Origin of the sequence: Methylocella sp. CPCC 101449, assembly GCF_031921685.1 — a bacterium.
Classification (GTDB): domain Bacteria; phylum Pseudomonadota; class Alphaproteobacteria; order Rhizobiales; family Beijerinckiaceae; genus Terripilifer.
On record NZ_JAPDHU010000002.1, the window covers coordinates 1,728,160 to 1,749,243 of the forward strand.

19 protein-coding genes are annotated in these 21,084 nt (G+C 58.6%); 9 read left to right on the forward strand and 10 right to left on the reverse strand.

From position 1 onward, the window contains the following. Positions 1-94 precede the first annotated feature (94 nt). On the reverse strand, positions 95-946 hold the full coding sequence (hpaD, locus tag OIM99_RS19195) for a 3,4-dihydroxyphenylacetate 2,3-dioxygenase (protein WP_311852058.1): 852 nt from the start codon (positions 944-946) through the stop codon (positions 95-97). 97 nt (positions 947-1,043) lie between these two features. Further along, positions 1,044-1,319, reverse strand: a complete 276-nt coding sequence (locus tag OIM99_RS19200; RefSeq protein ID WP_311852059.1) for a hypothetical protein — start codon at positions 1,317-1,319, stop codon at positions 1,044-1,046. Between the two features lie 322 nt (positions 1,320-1,641). Here OIM99_RS19200 and OIM99_RS19205 point away from each other — a divergent pair, with 322 nt between their 5' ends. The 3 genes from OIM99_RS19205 (at position 1,642) to OIM99_RS19215 (ending at position 4,116) form a co-directional block, all read left to right on the forward strand. Next, positions 1,642-1,872, forward strand: coding sequence for a hypothetical protein (locus tag OIM99_RS19205; RefSeq protein ID WP_311852060.1), 231 nt, complete (start codon positions 1,642-1,644; stop codon positions 1,870-1,872). A 190-nt stretch (positions 1,873-2,062) separates the two neighbouring features. Next, on the forward strand, positions 2,063-3,124 hold the full coding sequence (locus OIM99_RS19210) for a hypothetical protein (RefSeq protein ID WP_311852061.1): 1,062 nt from the start codon (positions 2,063-2,065) through the stop codon (positions 3,122-3,124). A 23-nt stretch (positions 3,125-3,147) separates the two neighbouring features. Beyond that, a complete protein-coding gene (locus OIM99_RS19215) occupies positions 3,148-4,116 on the forward strand; it encodes a tripartite tricarboxylate transporter substrate binding protein (protein WP_311852062.1) in 969 nt (322 codons plus the stop codon). Between the two features lie 4 nt (positions 4,117-4,120). Here OIM99_RS19215 and OIM99_RS19220 read toward each other — a convergent pair whose 3' ends face one another. Next, complete coding sequence (locus OIM99_RS19220; RefSeq protein ID WP_311852063.1) at positions 4,121-5,545, reverse strand: sodium:proton antiporter; 1,425 nt, start codon at positions 5,543-5,545, stop codon at positions 4,121-4,123. Between the two features lie 152 nt (positions 5,546-5,697). Between OIM99_RS19220 and OIM99_RS19225 the strand changes: the two genes are divergently transcribed. The 3 genes from OIM99_RS19225 to OIM99_RS19235 are packed head-to-tail and all read left to right on the forward strand — an operon-like array spanning position 5,698 to position 9,511. Next, on the forward strand, positions 5,698-6,939 hold the full coding sequence (locus OIM99_RS19225) for a thiolase family protein (RefSeq protein ID WP_311852064.1): 1,242 nt from the start codon (positions 5,698-5,700) through the stop codon (positions 6,937-6,939). Further along, positions 6,893-8,494, forward strand: coding sequence for an AMP-binding protein (locus OIM99_RS19230; protein WP_311852065.1), 1,602 nt, complete (start codon positions 6,893-6,895; stop codon positions 8,492-8,494). Before OIM99_RS19225 ends, OIM99_RS19230 begins: the two co-directional genes overlap by 47 nt. Positions 8,495-8,518: 24 nt before the next feature. Beyond that, positions 8,519-9,511, forward strand: a complete 993-nt coding sequence (locus tag OIM99_RS19235; protein ID WP_311852066.1) for a tripartite tricarboxylate transporter substrate-binding protein — start codon at positions 8,519-8,521, stop codon at positions 9,509-9,511. A gap of 480 nt (positions 9,512-9,991) precedes the next feature. Here the strand turns inward: OIM99_RS19235 and OIM99_RS19240 are convergent, their stop codons facing one another. Continuing rightward, positions 9,992-11,677: a glycosyltransferase gene (locus OIM99_RS19240; RefSeq protein WP_311852067.1), complete on the reverse strand. Its 1,686-nt coding sequence runs from the start codon at positions 11,675-11,677 to the stop codon at positions 9,992-9,994. Between the two features lie 7 nt (positions 11,678-11,684). Next, positions 11,685-12,080, reverse strand: a complete 396-nt coding sequence (locus OIM99_RS19245; RefSeq protein ID WP_311852068.1) for a hypothetical protein — start codon at positions 12,078-12,080, stop codon at positions 11,685-11,687. A 137-nt stretch (positions 12,081-12,217) separates the two neighbouring features. On the opposite strand from OIM99_RS19245, the gene OIM99_RS19250 reads away from it, so the two are divergent. Then, entirely contained in the window at positions 12,218-12,640 is a 423-nt protein-coding gene (locus OIM99_RS19250) for a hypothetical protein (RefSeq protein ID WP_311852069.1), read from the forward strand. A 58-nt stretch (positions 12,641-12,698) separates the two neighbouring features. Next, the gene (locus OIM99_RS19255) at positions 12,699-13,631 is read left to right on the forward strand and encodes a hypothetical protein (protein WP_311852070.1); all 933 of its coding nucleotides are present in this window, start codon (positions 12,699-12,701) and stop codon (positions 13,629-13,631) included. 127 nt (positions 13,632-13,758) lie between these two features. Here the strand turns inward: OIM99_RS19255 and OIM99_RS19260 are convergent, their stop codons facing one another. Next, positions 13,759-14,073: a hypothetical protein gene (locus OIM99_RS19260; RefSeq protein ID WP_311852071.1), complete on the reverse strand. Its 315-nt coding sequence runs from the start codon at positions 14,071-14,073 to the stop codon at positions 13,759-13,761. 177 nt (positions 14,074-14,250) lie between these two features. Between OIM99_RS19260 and OIM99_RS19265 the strand changes: the two genes are divergently transcribed. Further along, positions 14,251-15,465 carry a hypothetical protein gene (locus tag OIM99_RS19265; protein WP_311852072.1) on the forward strand — a complete coding sequence of 405 codons (1,215 nt, stop codon included), beginning with the start codon at positions 14,251-14,253 and terminating at the stop codon, positions 15,463-15,465. Between the two features lie 33 nt (positions 15,466-15,498). Here OIM99_RS19265 and OIM99_RS19270 read toward each other — a convergent pair whose 3' ends face one another. The 4 genes from OIM99_RS19270 to OIM99_RS19285 all read right to left on the reverse strand — a co-directional run bounded on the left by OIM99_RS19270 (position 15,499) and on the right by OIM99_RS19285 (position 20,972). Next, positions 15,499-17,037 carry a hypothetical protein gene (locus OIM99_RS19270; RefSeq protein WP_311852073.1) on the reverse strand — a complete coding sequence of 513 codons (1,539 nt, stop codon included), beginning with the start codon at positions 17,035-17,037 and terminating at the stop codon, positions 15,499-15,501. Positions 17,038-17,063: 26 nt separating this feature from the next. Continuing rightward, entirely contained in the window at positions 17,064-18,191 is a 1,128-nt protein-coding gene (locus OIM99_RS19275; protein ID WP_311852074.1) for a cellulase family glycosylhydrolase, read from the reverse strand. A gap of 16 nt (positions 18,192-18,207) precedes the next feature. Next, positions 18,208-19,560: a GumC family protein gene (locus OIM99_RS19280; protein WP_311852075.1), complete on the reverse strand. Its 1,353-nt coding sequence runs from the start codon at positions 19,558-19,560 to the stop codon at positions 18,208-18,210. A gap of 203 nt (positions 19,561-19,763) precedes the next feature. Then, positions 19,764-20,972, reverse strand: a complete 1,209-nt coding sequence (locus OIM99_RS19285; RefSeq protein WP_311852076.1) for a GNAT family N-acetyltransferase — start codon at positions 20,970-20,972, stop codon at positions 19,764-19,766. Positions 20,973-21,084 lie beyond the last annotated feature (112 nt).

Here is a 21,084-nt window from a genome sequence, read left to right on the forward strand (position 1 = left end):
CGTTTCGATAGAAACGTGATTTGCTTTAGTCTCCTGTTTTGACGCGTCTTCTTTGCTTTCGATGATTCCATCAAAAGCAGAAACGCTAAAGGGTCTATGCGTCGAGATGAAATTCGACCGTGATCTGGCCGCTGCCGCTGGACGGGAAATAGGGGCATAATTCTTCAGCCCGGCCGGCATATTTGTCCCATCCCAACATGCCAAACAGCATGTGCGTATCGACCATCAACCCCTCGCCATTGCACTTGGTCGAATAATCGGGAAGCATCCGACAGAACTCGGCATAGCGGCGTTCGCGCCACAGATCGAGCACGCGCAGATCGACCTGACGATTGAACTCGCTGCCAACCACGTCCCATTGATCGTCGCCCACTTGTTCATTGCTGACCAGCTTGTGCGAGAGCGAACCGCTGGCGAGCACCGCGACCCGATAGGGAGAAGCCTCGATCGCCCGCCGCACGGCGATGCCGAATTTCCGGTTTTCCTGCCAGGTGGCGAAGATCGGCGCGGCCACCGAGATCACTTTGAAATGCCCGTCCTCGTTCATGTAGTGCATCGGGACGATCGTGCCATATTCGAGCGGCAGGGTCGGCACCTGATGGGCCATGACATCGAGCCCGTCTTTCTTTGCTTCCACTGCGATGGCTTCACCGAGATCCGGATTGCCCGGATAGTCGTAAGCCATGTCCTGAATCATGTGCGGCGCCTCGTGCGAGGTGTAAGTGCCGACATGCCGGGCATTGGCGTTCATGTGACAACCGAAATTCGAAATCCAATGCACGTCGAAGATCACGAACGTGTCGGCTTGGCGCGCGCGGGCGCGCTGACCGAGTTCGCGCAAGGATTGGATCGCTTCAGCGCGCTGGCCAAACAACGGCCCCGGCCGTTCGGAAATCAGGATTGAAGGTACGTGCGTGATCTTTGCCGCAAGAACAACCTGACCCATCGACGCCCACCCTCCATGTGCATCAACGGCACTATGCAGTTGGGTCCCGCGACTGGCAATTCACAGTAACAGGTGACAGACCGCCCGGCCTGCTCGATCAGATCTTCTGGCGGGCCGAGGAGCCGTCTTTCTCGCGGGCCCGGAAGCGCAGCACGGTTCCCGTCACGGGGGCCCGTTTGCTGATCCGGCTGCGGCCTGTGCTGGTCAGCACGAAGCGGCCCCGATCGCCATCCCAGCGCATCAGGTCGTTCTGTACGGCGAGCTGACGGATCACCATCGTGGTCGGGTCCTGAACATGGGGAGGCGCAACGTCACCGTGCGCATCGACCTGTTTCAGCGCCTCGATCAGTTTCAGTTCAGGGAGATTGCTCATGCTCCTATACATGCGCCTGCACGGCCGATTCAGCAAGTCCCAATGCCACCACCCGGACCGTCCACAACGGCGCCGCACAAAAGAAAATAAATATCTGAAATATATAGATATTTATGCCTCATCAAGCTTCGCCGTCATGCGTGGCCGGCGGCGAGAGCCATCACAGATTGGCGAACGAGCTCTCGCATCTGCACAATAGAATACCGGATCGCCTTGCCCCCAGGCTGGGAGAGGCCTACACCACAGCCGGCGGCGCGAGCGCCTTCCTTTTAGACCCAGCACGGCACAACTCCCGCAGCCGTCGTTTTTCGGAAGCTCTACCTTGGCCAGCAAAAACAAAAAATCCAGCGAGAGCGAATTCGTGCTGTTTGACGTCGTCTACGAGGATGGCGCCATTCGTTCCAATCGGCGCGTTCCCGCCTCCGCCGTGGGTGGCCTGGATGGCGATGCTCCGGCCAAGGCGATCATCGAGGCGCAGGACCGCGACATCGCCGTCCAATCCGGCCAGCCGCCGCGCGTCATCAAATCGATCAAGCGATCCGGCAAGAAGTGAGTTGAAGCTGCACCTTCATTAGCAGCATTCCTTCCATCGACATCGCGCACGTTGATGCATCGTGCGCGCTCCACCGACACAAGCATGCGCGTGTGGGCCACCGCCAATTGTGCGCATGACATAACCTGCTAGGCTCCCGCGCAAGCAGAGGCTGACAACATAGTCGGCACGTCATAGGGAGTAAGCGCCGATGGGCCATGATGTCCTTCTCGTGGGCAGCGTTCCGTTCGACACCGTCGAAGATGTGATGCGCAACTGCAGCGGCGCCCTCGGATCGCATCTTGCGGCCCTCCCTGATGGCGAAGTCGGCGAACGTCGCTCGTGGGTGCTGCGTCTCTCCTATCAAGTCTTCAACGGCCACATCGATCTCGAAACCATCAAACGTCCCGAGCGGGTCAATGGCGTCGAACAATTGATGCCGCGCAGCCGCGAGGACGTATGGTTGTTTCGCGTCAAGCCCGGTGTCGACATGGTTCGCTTCGGCAACCCAGGCTATCGCCTCGGCTATGCCAAGGATGCGGTGAATTCGTACTTCGTCTTCAAAACCCTGCGCGAGAAGGGGATCATACCTCAAGGCATGCGCTTTCAAATTTCCATGCCGATGGTCAACAGCGTCGTCCGGCCGCTGACTTTTCCCGAAGCCGCCGATCTCGCCCGCATCCGACCGGGCTACGAAGAGGCCATCGCCGCGGAACTCGATGCCATTCTCGCCGCCATTCCCCATGACGATCTCGCCATCCAATGGGACTGCGCCTGGGAGGTCTCAGCCGTCTACAATCCGCCGGACGGTTATCCGGGCGAAGGCGATATCGAAACGCACACGGCCCCGATCGGCCGGCTGTCGCGACGGCTGCCGGAGGCGGTGGCCCTCGGCTTTCACTTCTGCTTCGGCACGTTCGGCGGCTGGCCGCGCTTCGCGCCCGACGATCTCGATCGCGCGGTAGCTCTCGTCAATGCGGCTGTCAAAGCCACCGGCCGGCGCGTCGATTGGGTTCACATCCCCGCTCTCGATCGAACGGACGATGCGTTCTACGCGCCTCTTGCGGATCTCGACGTCGGCGAGGCCCGCGTCTATCTCGGTCTCATCCACAGCATGGACAGCTTCGCCCAGCGCCTCCAAGCAGCCCGCAAATTCCTGCCCGACTTCGGCATCGCGGCCTATTGCGGCTTCGGACGCATCGCGCCCGATGAAATTCCCGCCATTCTGCAAGACCATAAAACAGCATTGGAGATCGCCGGCCTGTCGAGCTGACGACATCTGGGAGGGAAGGATATATGCGTCGATCGATATCCCGTTTCGCCTGCGCCCTGACGGCTCTGACCGCGACCATGACCGCCGCCGCGGCTCAATATCCCAATCAGATCATCAAAATCGTCTCGCCCGCGCCCCCCGGCGGCAGCACCGATATCGTCGCGCGCCTGATCCAGCCCGGATTACAGGAAACACTCAAACAGACGGTCATCGTGGAATCGCGCGGCGGTGCCGGCGGTTATCTCGGCTCGGAATATGTCTCGCGCGCGGCGCCTGACGGCTACACGCTGCTGCTCGGCGGCGCTTTCGTCACCATCACCGCCACATTGCAGAAAAAACCAAGCTACAACCCGCGCACCGACCTCATTCCCGTCGCCATCTTCGCCAGCGTTCCCAACATGCTGGTGGCCGGCCCCCGCCTGAAAGCCAACAGTGTTGCCGAGGTCATCGCCGAGGCGAAAGCCAGTCCTGGCAAGCTCAACATCGGCTCCAACGGCACCGGCACGACCCTGCATTTGTCGGGGGAATTGTTCAAGCTGCGCACCGGCACGTCGATCGTTCATATCGCCTATCGCGGCTGGGCCGATTGTGTCGCGGGAACCGTCAATGGCGAAGTCGACATGATGTTCGACAATCTCTCGACCGCCCTGCCCAATATCGCCGCCGGCAAGCTCCGCCCCCTCGCGGTCGCCGCACCGACACGGCACAGGTCCCTGCCCGACGTGCCGACCTTGAGCGAACTCGGCGTCAAGGACGCGGAGGTCATCTCCTGGTTCGGCATCATGGCGCCGGCCAAGACACCCCAGAGCGTCATCGACACATTGAACAAGAGCTTCAAGACGATTTCGGAAAATCCGGACTTCCAGCGGCTGGTCAACCAGCAGGGCATGGATGCCACCTTCTACAACGAAGCCGAGGCACAGAAGTTTTGGAACAGCGAAATCGACAAGTGGGACAACGTGATCAAGGCCGCCGGCATCGCGGCGCAATGAAGCACTAGCGAAAGAAGATCACCGTCAACACGGCGAAGATCGGCAACAGCAGGCAGCCCGACCACAGCATATAGCCGAAGAAACTCGGCATCGTTATGCCACGGCTCTCGGCGATGGATTTGACGAGGAAATTGGGCGCGTTGCCGATGTAGCTGTTGGCGCCCATGAAGACGGCCCCGGCCGAAATCGCCGTGAGCGTCGAAGCCAACGGCCCCATGAGTTGCTGTGCGTCGCCACCAGCCGCATTGAAAAACACCAGATAGGTCGGCGCATTGTCGAGAAAGCTCGACAAGCCACCTGTCAGCCAAAAATACATGCTGTTGATCGGCTGACCCTCGGGCGTCGTAACCAACGCGATGACGGAAGCCAAAGCCCCGTCCCGGCCGGCTTTCAACATGGCGATGACCGGCACGATGGTGATGAAAATGGCCGCGAACAATTTCGCCACTTCGATCACCGGCTCGAAATTGAAGCCATTGGCCAGACGAGTTCCATGCGGCGTGGTCGTAAAGGAAACATAGGCGATCAACAGCAGCAGCAGATCGCGCAGGATGTTTTGAACCTCCAAGGTCAGCGACAGAACATGGATCTCGCCCAGTTTGAAACTGCCGCTGGCCAGAACGACCACGAGAATGGCGGGGATCAGCAATAGATTGCGAGCGCCTTCGATCGACACTTTGCTGTCGGGCGTCGGATCCGGCCGGCGCCGGCCCTCTTTCCGATAGAGATGGAAATCGAGCGCGAAGAAGATTGCCAGCAGGATGACCGACGTCAGCAGCATCGGCGCCAGGAGATGACTGAGCGTCCAGGAAAAGCTGACGCCCTGAAGAAAGCCAAGAAACAGCGGCGGATCGCCCAGCGGCGTCAACGACCCACCGATATTGGCGACAAGGAAAATGAAGAAGATGATCACGTGCACGTTGTAACGGCGATCGTCATTGGCGCGGATCAGCGGGCGGATCAGCAACATGGCCGCCCCCGTGGTGCCCATGATGCTCGCCAGCCCCGTTCCCAGCGCCAGAAGGCCCGTGTTCAACCCCGGCGATCCGTGCAGATTGCCCCGAATGTAAATGTGCCCGGTGACGCAGTAGAGCGCGCCGATGAGGATGAGGAACGGAATATATTCGAGCGCCAGCACGTGAAGCAGCTCATGGCCGGTCGAAGGCACTCCAAACAGAAAAGTCGCCGGCAGCAGAAAGGCCAGAGCCCAGAAGGCCGACACCTTGCCGTAATGACGATGCCAGAAAACGGGGAGCAGCAAAGGCATCAAGGCGATCGACAGCAGCATGCCGGCGAAAGGAAGAACCCAAATGGCGCCCAGCGCCCGCCCGTCGAGCTGCGACTCGGCCGCGAAGGCCGGCGTGCAGTTCAATCCAAGGGCTAAGATCAAAACCAGCCGGCGGGTAAAAACCTCAATAATTCCCAACACACTATGCCCCGACCAACTCGCTCCACAGATCACATCCGGCAATTAAGCGGAAATTCCGCCCCGGCGCAAAAAAGAGCGATCCCCGCCTAGGTTGCCAAAGTCGTCGGGAGACGGGAACATGGCTTTTCAGCCTGGGAGGGCCAGACAGAACCATGACTCGCGTTTATATCGTCGGCGTCGGCATGACGCCTCTCGGCAAGCATCTCGATAAATCGGTCAAACAGCTCACCGCCATGGCCGTGAATGCCGCCCTTGCCGATGCCGGCGCCCGACAGAATCAGATCGAAGCCGCCTGGTTTTCCAACACGCGCCAGGGCGTCATGGAAGGGCAGCACGGTATTCGCGGCCAATGCGCGCTGCGTGCCATGGGTTTCGAGGAAATCCCGATCGTCAATTGCGACAATGCCTGCGCCAGTTCTTCCACGGGCGTCAATCAGGCTTACGCAGCCATCCGCGCCGGCCTCTACGAGGTGGCGCTCGTGGTCGGCACGGAGAAAATGAACTATCCGGAAAAGCGCGAGCTGATGTTCGAAGCCTTCCTCGGCGGCATGGACCGCGAGATAGCCGGCGATCAGATCAAACAGCTCCTGGCCCTATCCACCGATCTGCCCTGCGCGCCGCCGCCCTTGGCCAATACCGGCGATCACAGCGTCTTCATGGACAGCTACGCCGCCATGGCGCGCCATCACATGAAACTCTATGGCACCAGTCCAGAGCAGATCGCGGCGGTCGCCGCCAAGAACCACTGGGTTTCGCAGTTCAATCCACTCGCACAATATCGCCATCCGATGACGCCAGACGAAGTGCTCGCCGATCGGATGGTGAGTTGGCCCCTGACCCGCGCCATGTGCGCGCCGATTTCCGATGGCTCTGGCGCCATCATTCTCTGCTCCGAGAGCGCCCTCGATCGGTTCGATCGCACGCGCGCCATCGAGGTCCTGGCGACCCAACTCGCCAGCGGCCGCAAACGCGCGCCCGAGGATTATGAGAACCATGTCGGGCGCATCGCCGCCCGCAAAGCCTACGAACAAGCCGGCATCGGTCCCGCCGATATCTCGGTCGCGGAAGTTCATGATGCGACCTCCTTTGCAGAAATCCGCCACGTGGAAAATCTCGGCCTGTGCGAAATCGGCGATGGCGCCAGATGCGCCGAACGCGGCGAGACCCGGTTGGGCGGCCGCGTGCCCGTCAACACCTCCGGCGGGCTGATCTGTAAAGGCCATCCGATCGGCGCCACCGGCGCCATCCAACTGCACGAATTGGTGACGCAATTGCGCGGCGAAGCTGACAAGCGCCAGGTGCCGAACGCCCGCATCGCCATCGCCGAAAACGGTGGCGGCTTCTACGATGGCGAGGAAGCTGTCGCCGCCGTCACCATTCTGGGGCGCGCGTGAGGGCCACACGATGAATTGGGGCACGATCCGCAGCGCCGGAACACTGGGCGAACTCATCGTCAACAGCATCGAGCGCTATCCCGAGCGCACCGCTTTCATCCAGGATGAGCGCTCCATCACCTATCGCGCCTTGGGCGCCCAGATCGCTCAAGCCATCGGGCTGTTCCGTCAACGCGGCCTGCAGCCGGGCGATGCCGTGGCACAACTTTCCGGCAATCGGCCAGAAGTTTTCACCATCATCGCCGCCGCCTACATCTTCGGGCTGCGCTCGGTCACCCTCCATGCCACCGCTGGCCTCAGCGATCACGTACACGTCCTCGCCGATTGCAGCCCGAAACTGTTTGTCGGCGAGAAATATCATACCGAACGCGTGAGCGATCTGCGTGCGCAAAGCCCGCAGATTCCGCATTGGTATTCGCATGACGAAGACGACGCGGTGCCGGGTTTCTGGCAGGAAGCCTCCCAGTGCGCGATCGAACCTTTGGCTGCCCGCACATCCTGCGAAGATATTATCCGTCTGGCCTATACGGGCGGCACGACAGGCCGGGCCAAAGGTGTCATGCTGTCAGATCGCACTTTGATGACCAATACGATGGCCTGGCTCGCCGGCATCCCCTTGCCCGACGGCGTGCGTTACCTCTGTCCCGCGCCGATTTCCCATGGCGCCGGATCGCTGATGTTTCCAACCCTGGCGCGTGGCGGCTGCGCCATCCTGCTGCGGGGCTTCAACGTCGAGAACTTTGTCGATGCCGCCCAAAAGCACCAGGCGGAGCTGACCTGGCTGGTGCCGACCATGATCTACGACCTGCTCGACAAGGCGAAACACCGCGCCCGCGATCTCGCCAGCCTTCGCGCCTTGGTCTATAGCGGCGCGCCTGCCGCGCCCGCGCGCCTGCGCGAAGCCCTCGATATGCTGGGGCCAGTTCTGATTCAGTCTTACGGCCAGACCGAGGCCCCCAATACGGTGCTGATGCTCAACCAGAGCGATCACATCAGCGGCGATGACAAGCGCCTCAGCTCGGCAGGACGTCCCTATCCGGGCGTCCAAGTCGCTTTGCTCGGCGACGACGGCCAACCGGTGGCGGCTGGCGAAGCCGGCGAGATCTGCGTGCGGGGACCGCTGGTGATGAGCGGCTATTGGCAGCAACCCGAGCAAACAGCCGAAACCCTTAAGGGCGATTGGCTGCACACCGGCGATGTCGGCTACCGCGACAGCGAGGGCTATTACTTCATCGTCGACCGCAAGAAGGACATGATCATTTCCGGCGGCTTCAATGTCTATCCGCGCGAGATCGAGGACGTACTGACCCAGCACCCCGATGTCGCCGCTGCGGCCGTTTACGGCATTCCCGATCCGAAATGGGGCGAAGCGGTCACGGCCTGCGTCCGGCTGCATGCCGGCGCCAAAGTCTCGACCGCCGATCTGATCGCCCTGGTGCGCCAACATAAAGGGCCGGTACATGCGCCCAAGTCCTTGGCCTTCGTCGACCAGATTCCGCTGACGCCTCTCGGCAAGCCGGACAAACGCGCCCTGAGGCAAGCGCATATGAGATAGAATGCATCATACAGGGAGGGAAACATGACATTCGATCGCCGCTTGGCATTGCGCCTGTTGCGCACCATGACGCTTGGCCTCGCATTCGCTTCGATCACCCAGGGCAACACGGCCCTGGCGCAGGATTGGCCAAGCCAGCCCATCCGTATGATCATCGGCTTCATTCCCGGCACCAGTCCCGATATCGTCGGCCGTATCGTCGCCGACAAACTCGGGCCTCGTCTCGGCCAGCGCATCGTCGTCGAATCCGTACCCGCCGGCGGCGGCACCGTCGCCAATGACATGGTCGCCAAGGCGCCGGCCAATAGCCACATGCTGCTGATGCTGACCGCTTCTCATCCCGGTACCGTCGCCACGCGCAAATCCCTGCCCTACGATCCGGTCAAAGACTTTGCCATGGTCACCAAGGTCGTCGCTTATCCGATGGTGCTGCTGACCAAGCCGGACTCGCCGATCACCTCTTTCGGCGATCTTGTCGCGCGTGCCAAGGCCGCACCCGACAAACTGTCCTGGGGCACCAACACCGTCGGCAGCATCCACTATCTGCTGGCGCAATTGATCAGCCACGAAGCGGGCATATCGATCGTTTCCGTCCCCTATCCAGGCAGCCCGCCATCGATCCTCGATTTGATGGGAGGCCGGATCGACGCCATGTTCGACACGGCGACATCCTCGTTCGAACGCATTCGCTCCGGCGAAATGCGCGCGCTCGCCGTCTCCTCGCCCAAGCGCTATGGCCTGGCGCCGGAGATTCCGACCATGAGCGAGACCCTGCCTGGCGTCGAAGCCATGTCGTGGCTCGGCTTCACCATGTCTCCGGGAACTTCACGCTCGATCGTCGATCGCGTCAACCGCGAGACCCGGGCCGTCCTCGCCATGCCCGAGATCGAAGCGCAGCTCAATCGCCTGGGCGTGATGCCCGATCCTTCGACACCGGAGGAAATGCGGCTGCAGATCGAGCAGGAAATTGCTTTGTGGACCAAGACCGCCGAACAGCGACAGATCGAAAAGCGCTGACGGCAAACATCTTTCAAATACTTGACAAGGCCGGTCGTTATTGAATCGGATAGATGTAGAGAATGGAGATAAAAGTCAGCGCAAAGCCGCCCATCACAACGACCGAGAGCCACATCAATTTCTGGTCGCTCAGATTTCTCATGGCTGATCCTCATCACACTAGGACGAGCACGTGAAGCATCATCATCGCGAGATATAGAGCCAGCACTTTAACCGAAAGTGAAAATCCCGATCAGGGGCCAATCACGACGGTACTTTCGACGCTGTATATCTGCGAAAATCCCTATTTCACGCGCCAGTTGACGATGACAAGTATCGAACCGCGCACCGCGCTACTCGCGAAGTGACTCTATTTGCGCCAGAATCTTGCCTGAATGATCTCTTGGCAGGGCGACCTTACATGAACATTACATGACGCCTGGAGCAGCCGTGACTTTAGTCACATCCGACACATAAAGTGCGATTGATCCACACAGAAAATCAAACCTCTTCGACAGGGGCGGATATGGCAATCTCCTGCCCTTCAAGCGCTGCTTGGAGTTGTCGAGAGAATGCATCGCCCTCTTCGATCATTGATCTTGAAGCTTCGGCGATGGGGTCCCGGCCCTCCATGCCCTCTGGAATAAAAATCACACGACCAGGATCGATGGACAAAGAGTGGCATTCTTGATCGCGGACAACAGACGGACTATGCGCCAAAATGCATTTTGCTTCACGAGCAAGGAGACAAGCATTGAGCACGGCTTGGTGTTCAAAATCTCGCGCCGGAAGAATGCCCAGATAGGACCGGAGGGACTCGTGCGCCAACGCAACGATAGAAAAACCCTCGTCACGCAACACCGGGCCTTCCCATCCCCATAGCGGCACGAAAACAGCGGCAACAGATTTGCGCGTTGACAACTCCCGCACGGCGGCCGCCAAGCCTAATACGCGATTTCGAATGAAATTCGGAATCTCCGCGCCATGGGAAGACGAAAGAGACGCCTCTGAAGGCGGAGCAATGCGATGCATCCAAACACCGCCTTCGAAATCAACCGTGGAGCTTTCACCGGCACTGACAAAAACATGCGTTTCGTGTCCCAGCTTCGACAGCGCCGACGCGACCTCCATGGATTTTCGATCTGCCCGCCCATTTTCCGCGGCGGCAGACACGAAGCAAAACACGCGGCGGGCGCCAGCGGGCTCGAAAGTCTTGAAAGGTAAGAACGGCATCTGAAGCTTTTCGAACTCGGCCTTCGATCGCAATTTTCGATGCCCGGCCAACCCGGCTGACAAGCCATCGCGCCAAGCTCGCTCGATATGCTCGTTGAAACGATTACGCTCGGATTCATCGACCAGCCCTGCCGAAATCGCCCAATCGATCTGACCGCTAAATTGCCGAATGAATGAAAGAGTGTCTTCGAAAACGACCGAGAGCGGATAATGGCCCCGGTTGTTGACCAAGGAGAAGTAAATCTTGCTCTTGATGATCGGATACCAGTCTCTGATGATCCGCGCTTCATCTCTGATATGGCTCGGCCGAAATTTGTGATGGACACAAGCTCCGTCCAGTTGCGCGACATGCCCCCCATGATCGACGAGACGACAGCATAGATCGGTTTCATCGAGATAGTATTCGTAAGTTTCATCGAACCCACCAATCTCGATGACCGGCGCGCGACGAGCGGAGCTGTTGGCCCCGAGAAGAGACGGGAAGCTGGCACTGAGCGGAAAGTTGAATTCAGGTGCAGCGCCTTGCCATGCAACATTGGCCCGGCCAAGACGATCGATCGTGCCAAAGCGCCATTGGTAACTGACGCCATCTGGATTGTAGGCAAATCCGCCGGCGGCGGTCACATGGTCTTCCTGATAGGCTTCGTTGAGCCGCATCAGCCAATCGCTTTCGGGAATGGCATCATCATCGAGGAAGGCCACGATCTCACCGGCTGCGAGCCCTATGCCCAGATTGCGGGAGATTGAGATATTGCGAACCGGACACGACAAGATTTTTATCTTGTCACGCCACATCTCCAAAAGCTCCAAGGTGCCATCGCGCGTGGGTCCTACGACCACGCAAACCTCGAAATTAGGGTAATCGAGATGCCGTAGGCTCTCCAAAGTCTGCGCAAGGCTCTCTCTGCGACCATCGGTGGAGATCACGACGGAGAACGATCGATGACGGGACACGGAGCGCTTATCTCTCGTTCGAAGGTTGAGCGGAGCGCGGGCGTTCCGAAACCGTTTCGGCGATCGCAGCCGGCTTTGCCAGTTTCACGACTGAGCCACCGTCCAACCGCAGCAATTGTTCAGCCAAGGCAGGCACCGTCGCAGCAGCATTGAGCAATTGCGGCATAGGTGCTTGAAGCGCACTGATTTCGCTCTTGAGGTTTTGAATGACCGCTTCGGCTTCCGCAGCAAGCGCCTGAGATTGCGCGACCTGTTCGCGTAATGCGCGGACTTCATCCTTGAGAAGAGTGATCTCGGCATTGAACCCAGCCGCAAGATGATTCACTCTTGTCGAGATGTGCGCCTGCGCGACCAAAAGATCGGCACGGTGCTGCCCGCCCAAAAAACGCTGAAAGAAATTCATGGGACGCGAATGCCCTTGTGCCCAGCTAAAGAGCGTAGAACCGTAATCGTTGATACGCCTGATGGAAAAAGCCTAAATTCTTCGGATCGATTCTACACGCCCGATTTCAGCGGGACAACGCCAGGCTCATCTCGCGCATGCTTGTTCAACAGCCAATGTTTTACCACCACCAACCAGCCAGTACGTTGCCGTACGAGATCGGTGAAAACCAAGCCGACGGTTCGCGGATCGGCCTCGGACAGAATGGCTTTTTGAGTTACGGCCCCTACATCAATTTACAAGCCGGCCGCTATTTCGCGGGCTTCGAACTCGAGAAACTGGCCACATTCTGTGGCTCAGCGACTGCAAAGCTCGAGATAGCCGCTCAGCAGGGACGTATCATTCTCGCAACGCGAACCATTCGCGATCCAGATTTGATTACTGGCATTCCCGCCCTTTTAACGCTCAACCTTAAGCTGGAGCAGTCGACGTCGGGCGTCGAGGTCCGCCTCCTCTGCAACGGCCAGCCAAGTTTGAAAGTCAGCCATCTGACCATCTTCGAGCCGAGCACGGGTGGCTGAGCTCGGGCCAGGCCTCTGGCCTTAAACATCGCGCAGGATCACCGGAAAACGACACATCATGACGTCCCAACAATCGCCGCAGGTGAATGGCCTTCAACGTGCCAAGCACTTTTGGCGGAACTTCAGTCGCCGGCTTCCTCGGCTGCGACCACCTGAATTCGCCACGTTCTGGAACGGGCCGCTCGACTCCCTGACCTATAGTTGCCTGGCCTCTTTTCCTTATTACGGCGCGCGCCTGCGGCTCTACACCTATGCAGCAGATATCGACGTTCCTGATGGTGTGGAGATCGCGGACGCCCGATCGATCTGCCGGGATGAAACACTCGTCGGCCGCTATATCGCGGACGGACGTGTGTCCGATGCAAAATTTTCGAATCTGTTTCGCTATGAGATGATCCAACAAACTGGATCATGCTGGGTCGATACGGATATCATTTGTCTGCGCAAGCCAGACTTTTCCAATGAGGCTTTTGTCTTTGGTCGCCAACTCGACCCATCCGACGCTTCATCGATCAACAATGCCGTCCTGAAACTTCCGAAAGATCATCGCATCGTCGCCGACCTCGTCGATCGCGCCAAAGCATCGGTCGACCTCGATCAGCTCTGGGGCGTTATTGGGCCGACGTTGCTGACGGAAATGACCAAGGTCCATGGTCTCGACGCGCAGGCGCGCGATATCCCGCATTTTTATCCAATCGTCTTCGACCATTTCTGGAAGCCTCTGCTGCCGGATTATCGACGTGCCGTCGATAAAGCCACGCACGACGCGACCTTTCTGCACCTCTGGCACGAGTTCTTTCGTCGATCGAGCTACGACAAAAGCGCTTGTGCGCCGGTGGGCTCATTTTTTCATGATATGTGCCGACGCGTCGGCACGTTCGATCGGTTTAGCCACGTCTATGAAGCAGGCGAATTGCGCACCGTTCTCAGCGGCTGGATCCGGGATGACGCCGACCGGGAAACGGATACAGGCGTTACGGATCTAAAGTAAAAGCAAGTATAGATACGACGAAAATGCCCATTCGGCACTTTCGATTACTGATCCTATTCCTCGTGAAGGGGGGCAGCGTCCCCGTTGTCCCCCCACACCTTTTTATCAAGCATTGGCAAGCAGATGCTCAGTTGCAACCGCAACCATGACCGCCGCCACCGCCGGACAGAAGACCCCGCGTCAGGATGCTGTTCCTAGACACATTGAGCGAGATCGGCACGGCCACGGTCGTACCATTGAGGATAGGGGAGTTGTTCAACACGCGAACACCGTTGAGCGTGTTGGACACGTTGGCCACCGACACCACCGAAGTAACGCCACCAACAACGCCGGTGACACCACCGATAACACCGGTGAGCAACCCACCACCACCTCGACCGCCGGCCAGAGCCGGAGACGCAGCGAGAAGAGCAGTGGCAGTCGCGAATGCTATAATCTTCATAACATTTCTCCCACAAATTACCCCATCTCGTGAGGCGTTTTATTTTAAATACGATCTATATTTTAATTTCAAACAGAACACTCTTTAATAATAAATCATTAACCTTAAAGGACTAGTATTTCTAACGTGAACATTTGAAATAACTGGCTTGGGGAAAGCATGCGTAGGCTGATAATCTTGGCCGTCATCGCTGCCGTTCCAGCACATGCCGAGGAAAAGAAAAACAGCGCCGATATCACAGCGGCGGCAACAATCGGATTGCGCGGCGGTTTCGATACGAACCCCATCGATATCCTGGATGGACAGGCGAGCCCATTCGCTGGTCAGACATTGTCCTTTGAAATGCTGCGCGCGACTTCGGATTCAACGCTTTCGATCAAGGCGGATTCCGGAGCGAATGTTTACTCGATGACGGTTTCGCCGCCGCAGTCCGCGCACAGCATGACGGTGGAAGGGCGTGTCGCGCTCAAAGACGATTTCGGACTTCGCGGCACGATGAGCGCCAACACGGAAACAGGCTTCTCGCGCCAATCCACCAATGCGCTCGCGCGCCTGCGCGCGGACTATGACACCAAGGATTTCCGCGCGTTCTCCAGCATCGAAACCAAGATCACGTCGCTGAACGAAAGAAACATATTCGCGCTTGGCGGCTTTTTGCCGGACCCGGAAGTGTTCGCAACATTCAGCTCTTTGACTGGCGGCGCCGTCAAAACCAAGTTCGGCGAGTTCGGGCTTTCGCTTCTGCTGTCGCATGTTCGTTACGCGCGGCTCGATTATATCGGCCTGCAGCGCAATCATAATCGCATCCAGCCGAATTTCTTCTTCAACAGTCAGCTCGGCCCCGTGAGCCTGGAAGGGTCGCTGTCCTATTTCAATGCGCGCTTCGCTTCGACCTGGGACTTCGCCAATATCCAGAAAGTGCTCTACACCGGACGGGCCAAGCTGCCGATTGGTGATTTCTCATTCGAAGCCGTCGCCTCGCGCACCATGCTCGACACTACGTTGCCGTTCTCGGCGCTCGTGATGTCCACGGCCTACGATCTGCGCGGCACCTACAAGCTTTCGCCCACCAGTGCGATTGGCGCCTTCGCCCGCTGGAAGCAGGATGACTATTTGGGACTGGATGCCGTCACGACCGCTTATCTCTTCGGCGTGGAGTATGGCTACCGCCTCCCGATGGATTTGGTCGGTAGCCTGACGGTCGCAGCCCGCCACACCAAATATCAGGGCCAGCCGAGTTTCTGGTCGGGCCAAGTGCAAGTCGGACTGCAACGCCGGTTCGATCTGATGGGCGCGTCGGAGAAGTCGGCTGTCGCGACAGCGGCCCCCACCCTGCCCTCCATCACCATGCCAACACTCTCCAGCAGCAGGCGCGCGCCAGACGCATCTTAACCGGTGCGGGAGTGTTCCCGCATCACCGTCAGCCTAGATTTCTGAGGGTTGCGGTCTCTTTCGCCGTGGCTGGGCTTCACGGTAATACGTCCCCAACGACAGACCCGCGAGCAAGAGACAGAACCCGAGCGCCAAGGGAGAATAGAACGCTTCCTCTTGCAGAACGGCATTGGCCGAGAGCGTGATCACGCTGACAAAGGCGAAGAGGAATTCGGGGTTTCGCGTCGTCAACAAAAGCCGTCGCGCGACAAAGGCGATGGCCATGAGGAAGCCGAAGAAAACGAAGCTGCCGATCCCCATCTGATAAAGCATCACGCCAACAGCGCTTTCGACAGGAAGCGACGCGGCACCGGCTGCTTGAGCCTGGTCCCAGCTCAGATTGAAACTCGTGGTCGACAAATTGCCACCAAGGCCCAGCCCCTGTCCAAAGGGATTGGCGAGAAACGCACGGATGCCTGCGATGAGTCCCAAGACGTGGTAGTCACCATAGGTCATGCCGTAGAGCACGGCGGCCAAGGACCAGGCCACGGAGATGAGAACCACGCCGGCGAGCGTGAAATTGGCCAAGGCCGGTCGATAGATGAGACGCGCGCCGAGCGCCACGAGCAACATGAACATCGCGCCTTTGGAGCCGATGACCAGAAGCAACGGCAGCGCCGCGAGGGGCAGAAGCCAGTGGCCGCGAAAGAGAAGCCACGCCGACATGATGCTGAGAGCATAAGCAAAACTGATCGGATGGAAATTAGGACCGCCGACACGAAAGACCTTCGGTAAGGCATCGCCGAAAAACGATGTATTGAAAAAATTTGCGATCATCACGTCCTGAAGGCCGAGGAAAACGTAACCCGTATCCCTGAGCGCCTTCTCCCATACGCCCGTCTCGATTTGCCGTGTGATACCCCGCTCGATGTAAAGATCGCCGTGGAAGAGACCGAGGAAGTTCATCGTGAACGTCAGCTCGGCATAGCCATAAACGATCACCAAGGCAGCGAGCCAACGCAAGCTCCGCCTGATATCTATGCGATAGAGGCTCGCGGCAATCAGGGCGATATAGAAACAGGCAAGCGGTATGATCGTGTTACGAAAATAGACAACCGCATCTCTCGGATCGCCCCGCACAACCCCGATCAGAAGATAAAAGCCGATCACGCCACCAAGTGCGATACTGAGAAAAAACCATGGTCTAAGTTCGATGATCGCGCGAGCCCGTTGCTGCAAGGAAGCAAAAAAGAACAGCGCGAACGCCGTCATCAAGATAACGAAGTTGGATCCTCTGAGGGCATCGAACGTCTCATTGCTGGAGACATAGGGCGTCAGCCAGGCAACGATGAGATTTTGGTAGAGAAAAGCACAAATGACGATGACCGGAACGCTCGTCGGGATGACGACCACAACAACCAAGGTCAGGATGAATGTCGCCAAAATGCCGAACGGCGGCCAGATCGCGATAGCCACGATCGAGGCCATCGTTACGACGATCGCGATACATATGTCGAGGAGCGCCTCGATTTGAGACGAGCTCAAGCGGCGCCGACGTGCCTCGATCGACGATGTTGCACTTGAGCTGCTCATTGCCGAACCGCCTTAGCTCGCCGCTTCTACTTGCCTAAAAGCGCTGTGATCATTGATGTGTCGAATACCGCCGTGCTCTGGCGGCTGCGAATGAAACCAAAACCCTGATCGAGCTCCCAATAAGTCCAGCCGATCCGATTGGCCTCCGCCGCCTGGCGGACGCTGCGCACCCACGTCGTTCGACTCTTGGCATCGACACAAAAGTTGAGCACGCCAAATTCGTTGACGATGACCGGACATGCCGTCTTGGCGGACCAGCGCTGAAGCGCCTTGAAGTCCGAGGAAATCCGATCGGTTGTCCAGGGCACCGCCAGCTCTTTTTCGATCAGGTCCGCGGCTTCGACATCTCCCGCCGCGCGGCGCGCGGCAATGAGCTGCTGAATTTGCGGAAGCGTCTTCGTCGCCGGAAATGGCAGATTGGAGATACGGGCCAGGGGCGACATCTCCCAGGTCTGGCATTGATGCGTGAAGGCCAGCGGCGCGTAATAGTGAATGGCGGCGATTTGATTTTGATCCGCCAGCGGCGGCGTATGTTCAATTTCCCAAGTCCCTTGAAAGCGCGCCGGTCCCCAAATCAGCGTGTGAAGCGGACATTTCGCCCGCACGCTCTCGGCAAGCCTGTCGCGCAGTCCCAGCCAAGCCGTCCGTTCCATGGGAGGCTCATTCAGCAATTCAGGATAAACGGTTGCTGTCGGTAGATCGGCGATGACGGCGCGAAGAATGGCCCACGCCTGCTCGACTCTGACGGCCGCCGCGGTTGCATCCTTCTGAAAGGCGCCATGAAGATTGGCTGATGGATGCATGTCGACCATCACCGCGAAACCAAGCTTCGTCAGCTCGGCAATCGCTTCGTGAAGGCGGCGGGGAAACGCCTTGCTGTCGGCAATAATCAAGTCGCCATCCACCGGAAGCCGGACGGTCTCAAAGCCGGTTTGACGGAGTTTTTCCAAAACATCGCGCCCTGGCGCAAGCCCTTGCGCTTTGTCGACCCAGCCCGGAAGATTGAAACCGCGCGATGGCATCGGACGCGCGGGCGCGGCGCTGGCATGTCCGGAGGCAGAAAGAGCAAGCGCGCCGAGCAGGGTTTCTCGCCGCGATAAGGCCGTTCCTCGCCGAGGGACATTCGCAGGTCGGCCGGCAGATCGCCCTTTCATGGCCAGCCCCGCTTCCTCATTTCTGCTTTAGAGGCCCGAGCATCAGGGCCAGGCCCGATCCGAAAATGAGACCGAGCAATGCGCTGGCCGGAAGGATCAGCGACGGCCTCGGCCAAGTCGGACGTGCCGGCGCCGTAGCAGTCGCGATAACCCGCGCCTCGGAAGGTTGCAGCCCCTGCATCTGCAACGTCTCTTGCGCGCGCTTCAGAAAATCATCCAGGACCACGCGAGCCGCCTGCGCCCGGGCTTCCAATTGCCGAAGCTGCACTTGCGCGATGTCGGAGCTCTTGGACTGATTTCTGAGATCATCGAGCTTCGACTGCAGCTTCTTGGCGGTTTGCACGGCAAGATTATATTCGGACTTGCGCTCCTGTTGTATTCTCCCAGCCTCCGCCGCCATCAGCCATCTCACGCGCTCCAATTCGGATTGCTGGCGCTCGATGACGGGATGGCGAGGACCATAGACCATCGCCGAATTGGCAAGTGCTGTCGCGCGCTGATTGTAATCGTCGCGCAGACGATCGATGGCGCCGCTCGAAACAACCCGCGAGAGCCGCGCCAGGCCATTGACAGATGTGCCCGCCGCTTGCGCCAGATTGTATTTATCCTGCGCCTGATCGACATCGTTCTGTGCGGTGATGAGCTGCGTCGTCAGTTGATCGATCTGAGATTGCAGCGTGCCACCGGCCGTACCGGTCAGAATATTATGCTCGACTTTAAAGTCTTCGATCGCACGATCGGCATCGCTGACGCTTTTCTGCAGGCTGCCTATTCTTTCGGTCAGAAGCGTATTTGCATCGTTATTGGCAAGCTCTCTCTCCTTCGACAGGCTCGCTTTGTAATGATTGACGATGGCATTGGCGATCCGAGCCGCTTTGTCGGACGATTCAGACGCGAAGTTGACGTTGACGACATAGGTCAGTCCCTTGCGCTCGACCGAGACTTTGTCCTGAAAGCGCTTAAAGGCCGCCTCTGAACTATCCTCCGAACCGAACAGCGAGAACAGACGCGCCAGGAGGCCCCGATCAGCGAATTCGGGATCCTTGTCCATGCCCTGGGTCTTGAAAACGTCGATCAGCAGGTTCCTCGATTCAATGACGAAAACCTGGCTGGCGATGGCGGCGCTGTCCGCGCCGATCCCGGGAAGGACACTGCTCAGATTGGTGGCGCGTGAATCGCGTGGATCGATCAGGACGGAAGCCGTCGCCGTATATCGAGGCTTGGTCACGGCGAGATAGAGAAGGGCCGCGAGCAGAGCGATGACCATCGTTGCCAATACGGCCCTGCGGCGCGCCCAGAGGATATGCCAGGTCGCATGGAAGTCGAACAGCGGCGGCAGCGCGTGCTCGTCCGAATTGGCCGATGTCATCCGTTTTCCCCGACGCGCGCGCAAACTCCCGATTTCAGGCTACCGCAGTATACCGAGCTAAGATTAGCCGTTCGTTAAGGTTACCCGTCGGCATGCGAAAGGAGAATATATGCGCTTTATCAAATGAATGGCGGGAACACAGGCCAGCTCAGAAGCTTTAACATGACAAGAGGGACTGCAGCCTCTTTCCTGAAGGGGATGGCCTACGAAGCGGGCTCCGATCGGCTTTTGGAACGACCTCGGATCAGGCGTCCGGCGACGGCTCTGCTCAGCGGCAGCTTGTCGATCACCAGCTGTGTCGCGCCGCCCAGGAAGCTGCCGATCTGATGAACCTGCCACATCGGCGATGCCAGCCCGCCAAACTTGCGCTTATAGGGCTCGTCGCCAATCGTGAAATCGAGGTAGGCCTCGCCGCGTCTGATGCAATCTTCTGCGATCTTCTCGAACAGCAAACTGCCGATCGACTGCTTGGCGTAGGTCGCCGCATCGAAGCCGACCAGGATGACGAGAAAGGCGTTTCGATGCGCCAGTCCAAGCGCGCCGGCGATCGGCCGACCATCCATCCAAATGGCATAGGTGCGGGCGAAACGGCCCAGTCCCTCCGTGGCCACCGCCGCGTAGAACGCGTAGTAGGATGGCAATTGAAGAAGATCTGCGGGCCCCCTGCTCCCGTCGAAACGCTTGCCCCGATAAACCCTCAAAGCCTCGCATATCGTTTGGATCGCCGCTGGCTTCTCGACGCTGGAAAACGATACGTCCCCCATGCGGTGAAGCTGCCGCGATTTCTTGTCCAACCGTTTTCGATAGGATCGACTGAGACGCGCCTCTCGCCAGGCCGCGAAGCTGGATTCCAATTTACTGGCATAGGCACTCACGTTCATGCTGGCGCGCCCATTGACGTTAAATAGACGCTCCAATGGCAGAAACGGGTCGACGATCTTGCCGATACGCAGAATATCGTAGGGCTTGATGCAATTGCGGATCGCGGCAGTCACGGCCGCATCTTCGATGATACGCTGAAAAGTCGCATGGTCGACGACCGGCGAGATGTAATCGCAGACGTCCATGTCGGCGAAACCGACAATTTTAAGCACGGCGTATCGGCGTTTCACCATGGGGAGTACCATGGCGAGGCGGGCACCGGACCGCTCCCGCACGGCGATAACGAGCGGCTCGACATCGCCACGCGCTATGATCTTCTCGTAAAGATTGGTGAGCCAAATGGGATGCTGAAACGCCGTTGCCGCCGAATTCGAGAAGAGAGCCGCATATTCCTTCGATCGGAAATCGAATGAATTCTCGATCGTAACCTCGAACATGTGATCTAAACCGCTGCGAGAGCTATTGTTAGACACGACGGCCGACGAGTTTCTCGAGGATGGGGAAGAAGCCCCAAACGAGCAGGCGGTCACGGTCAGAGGCTGCGCTTAAGAAATGTGGCCGTGACGATAGACGCCTTGCCTGTACGGTAAAGGCAGGACGTTAAATCATTGAATATGAGGATAGCCCGTTTTTCGGCAAATG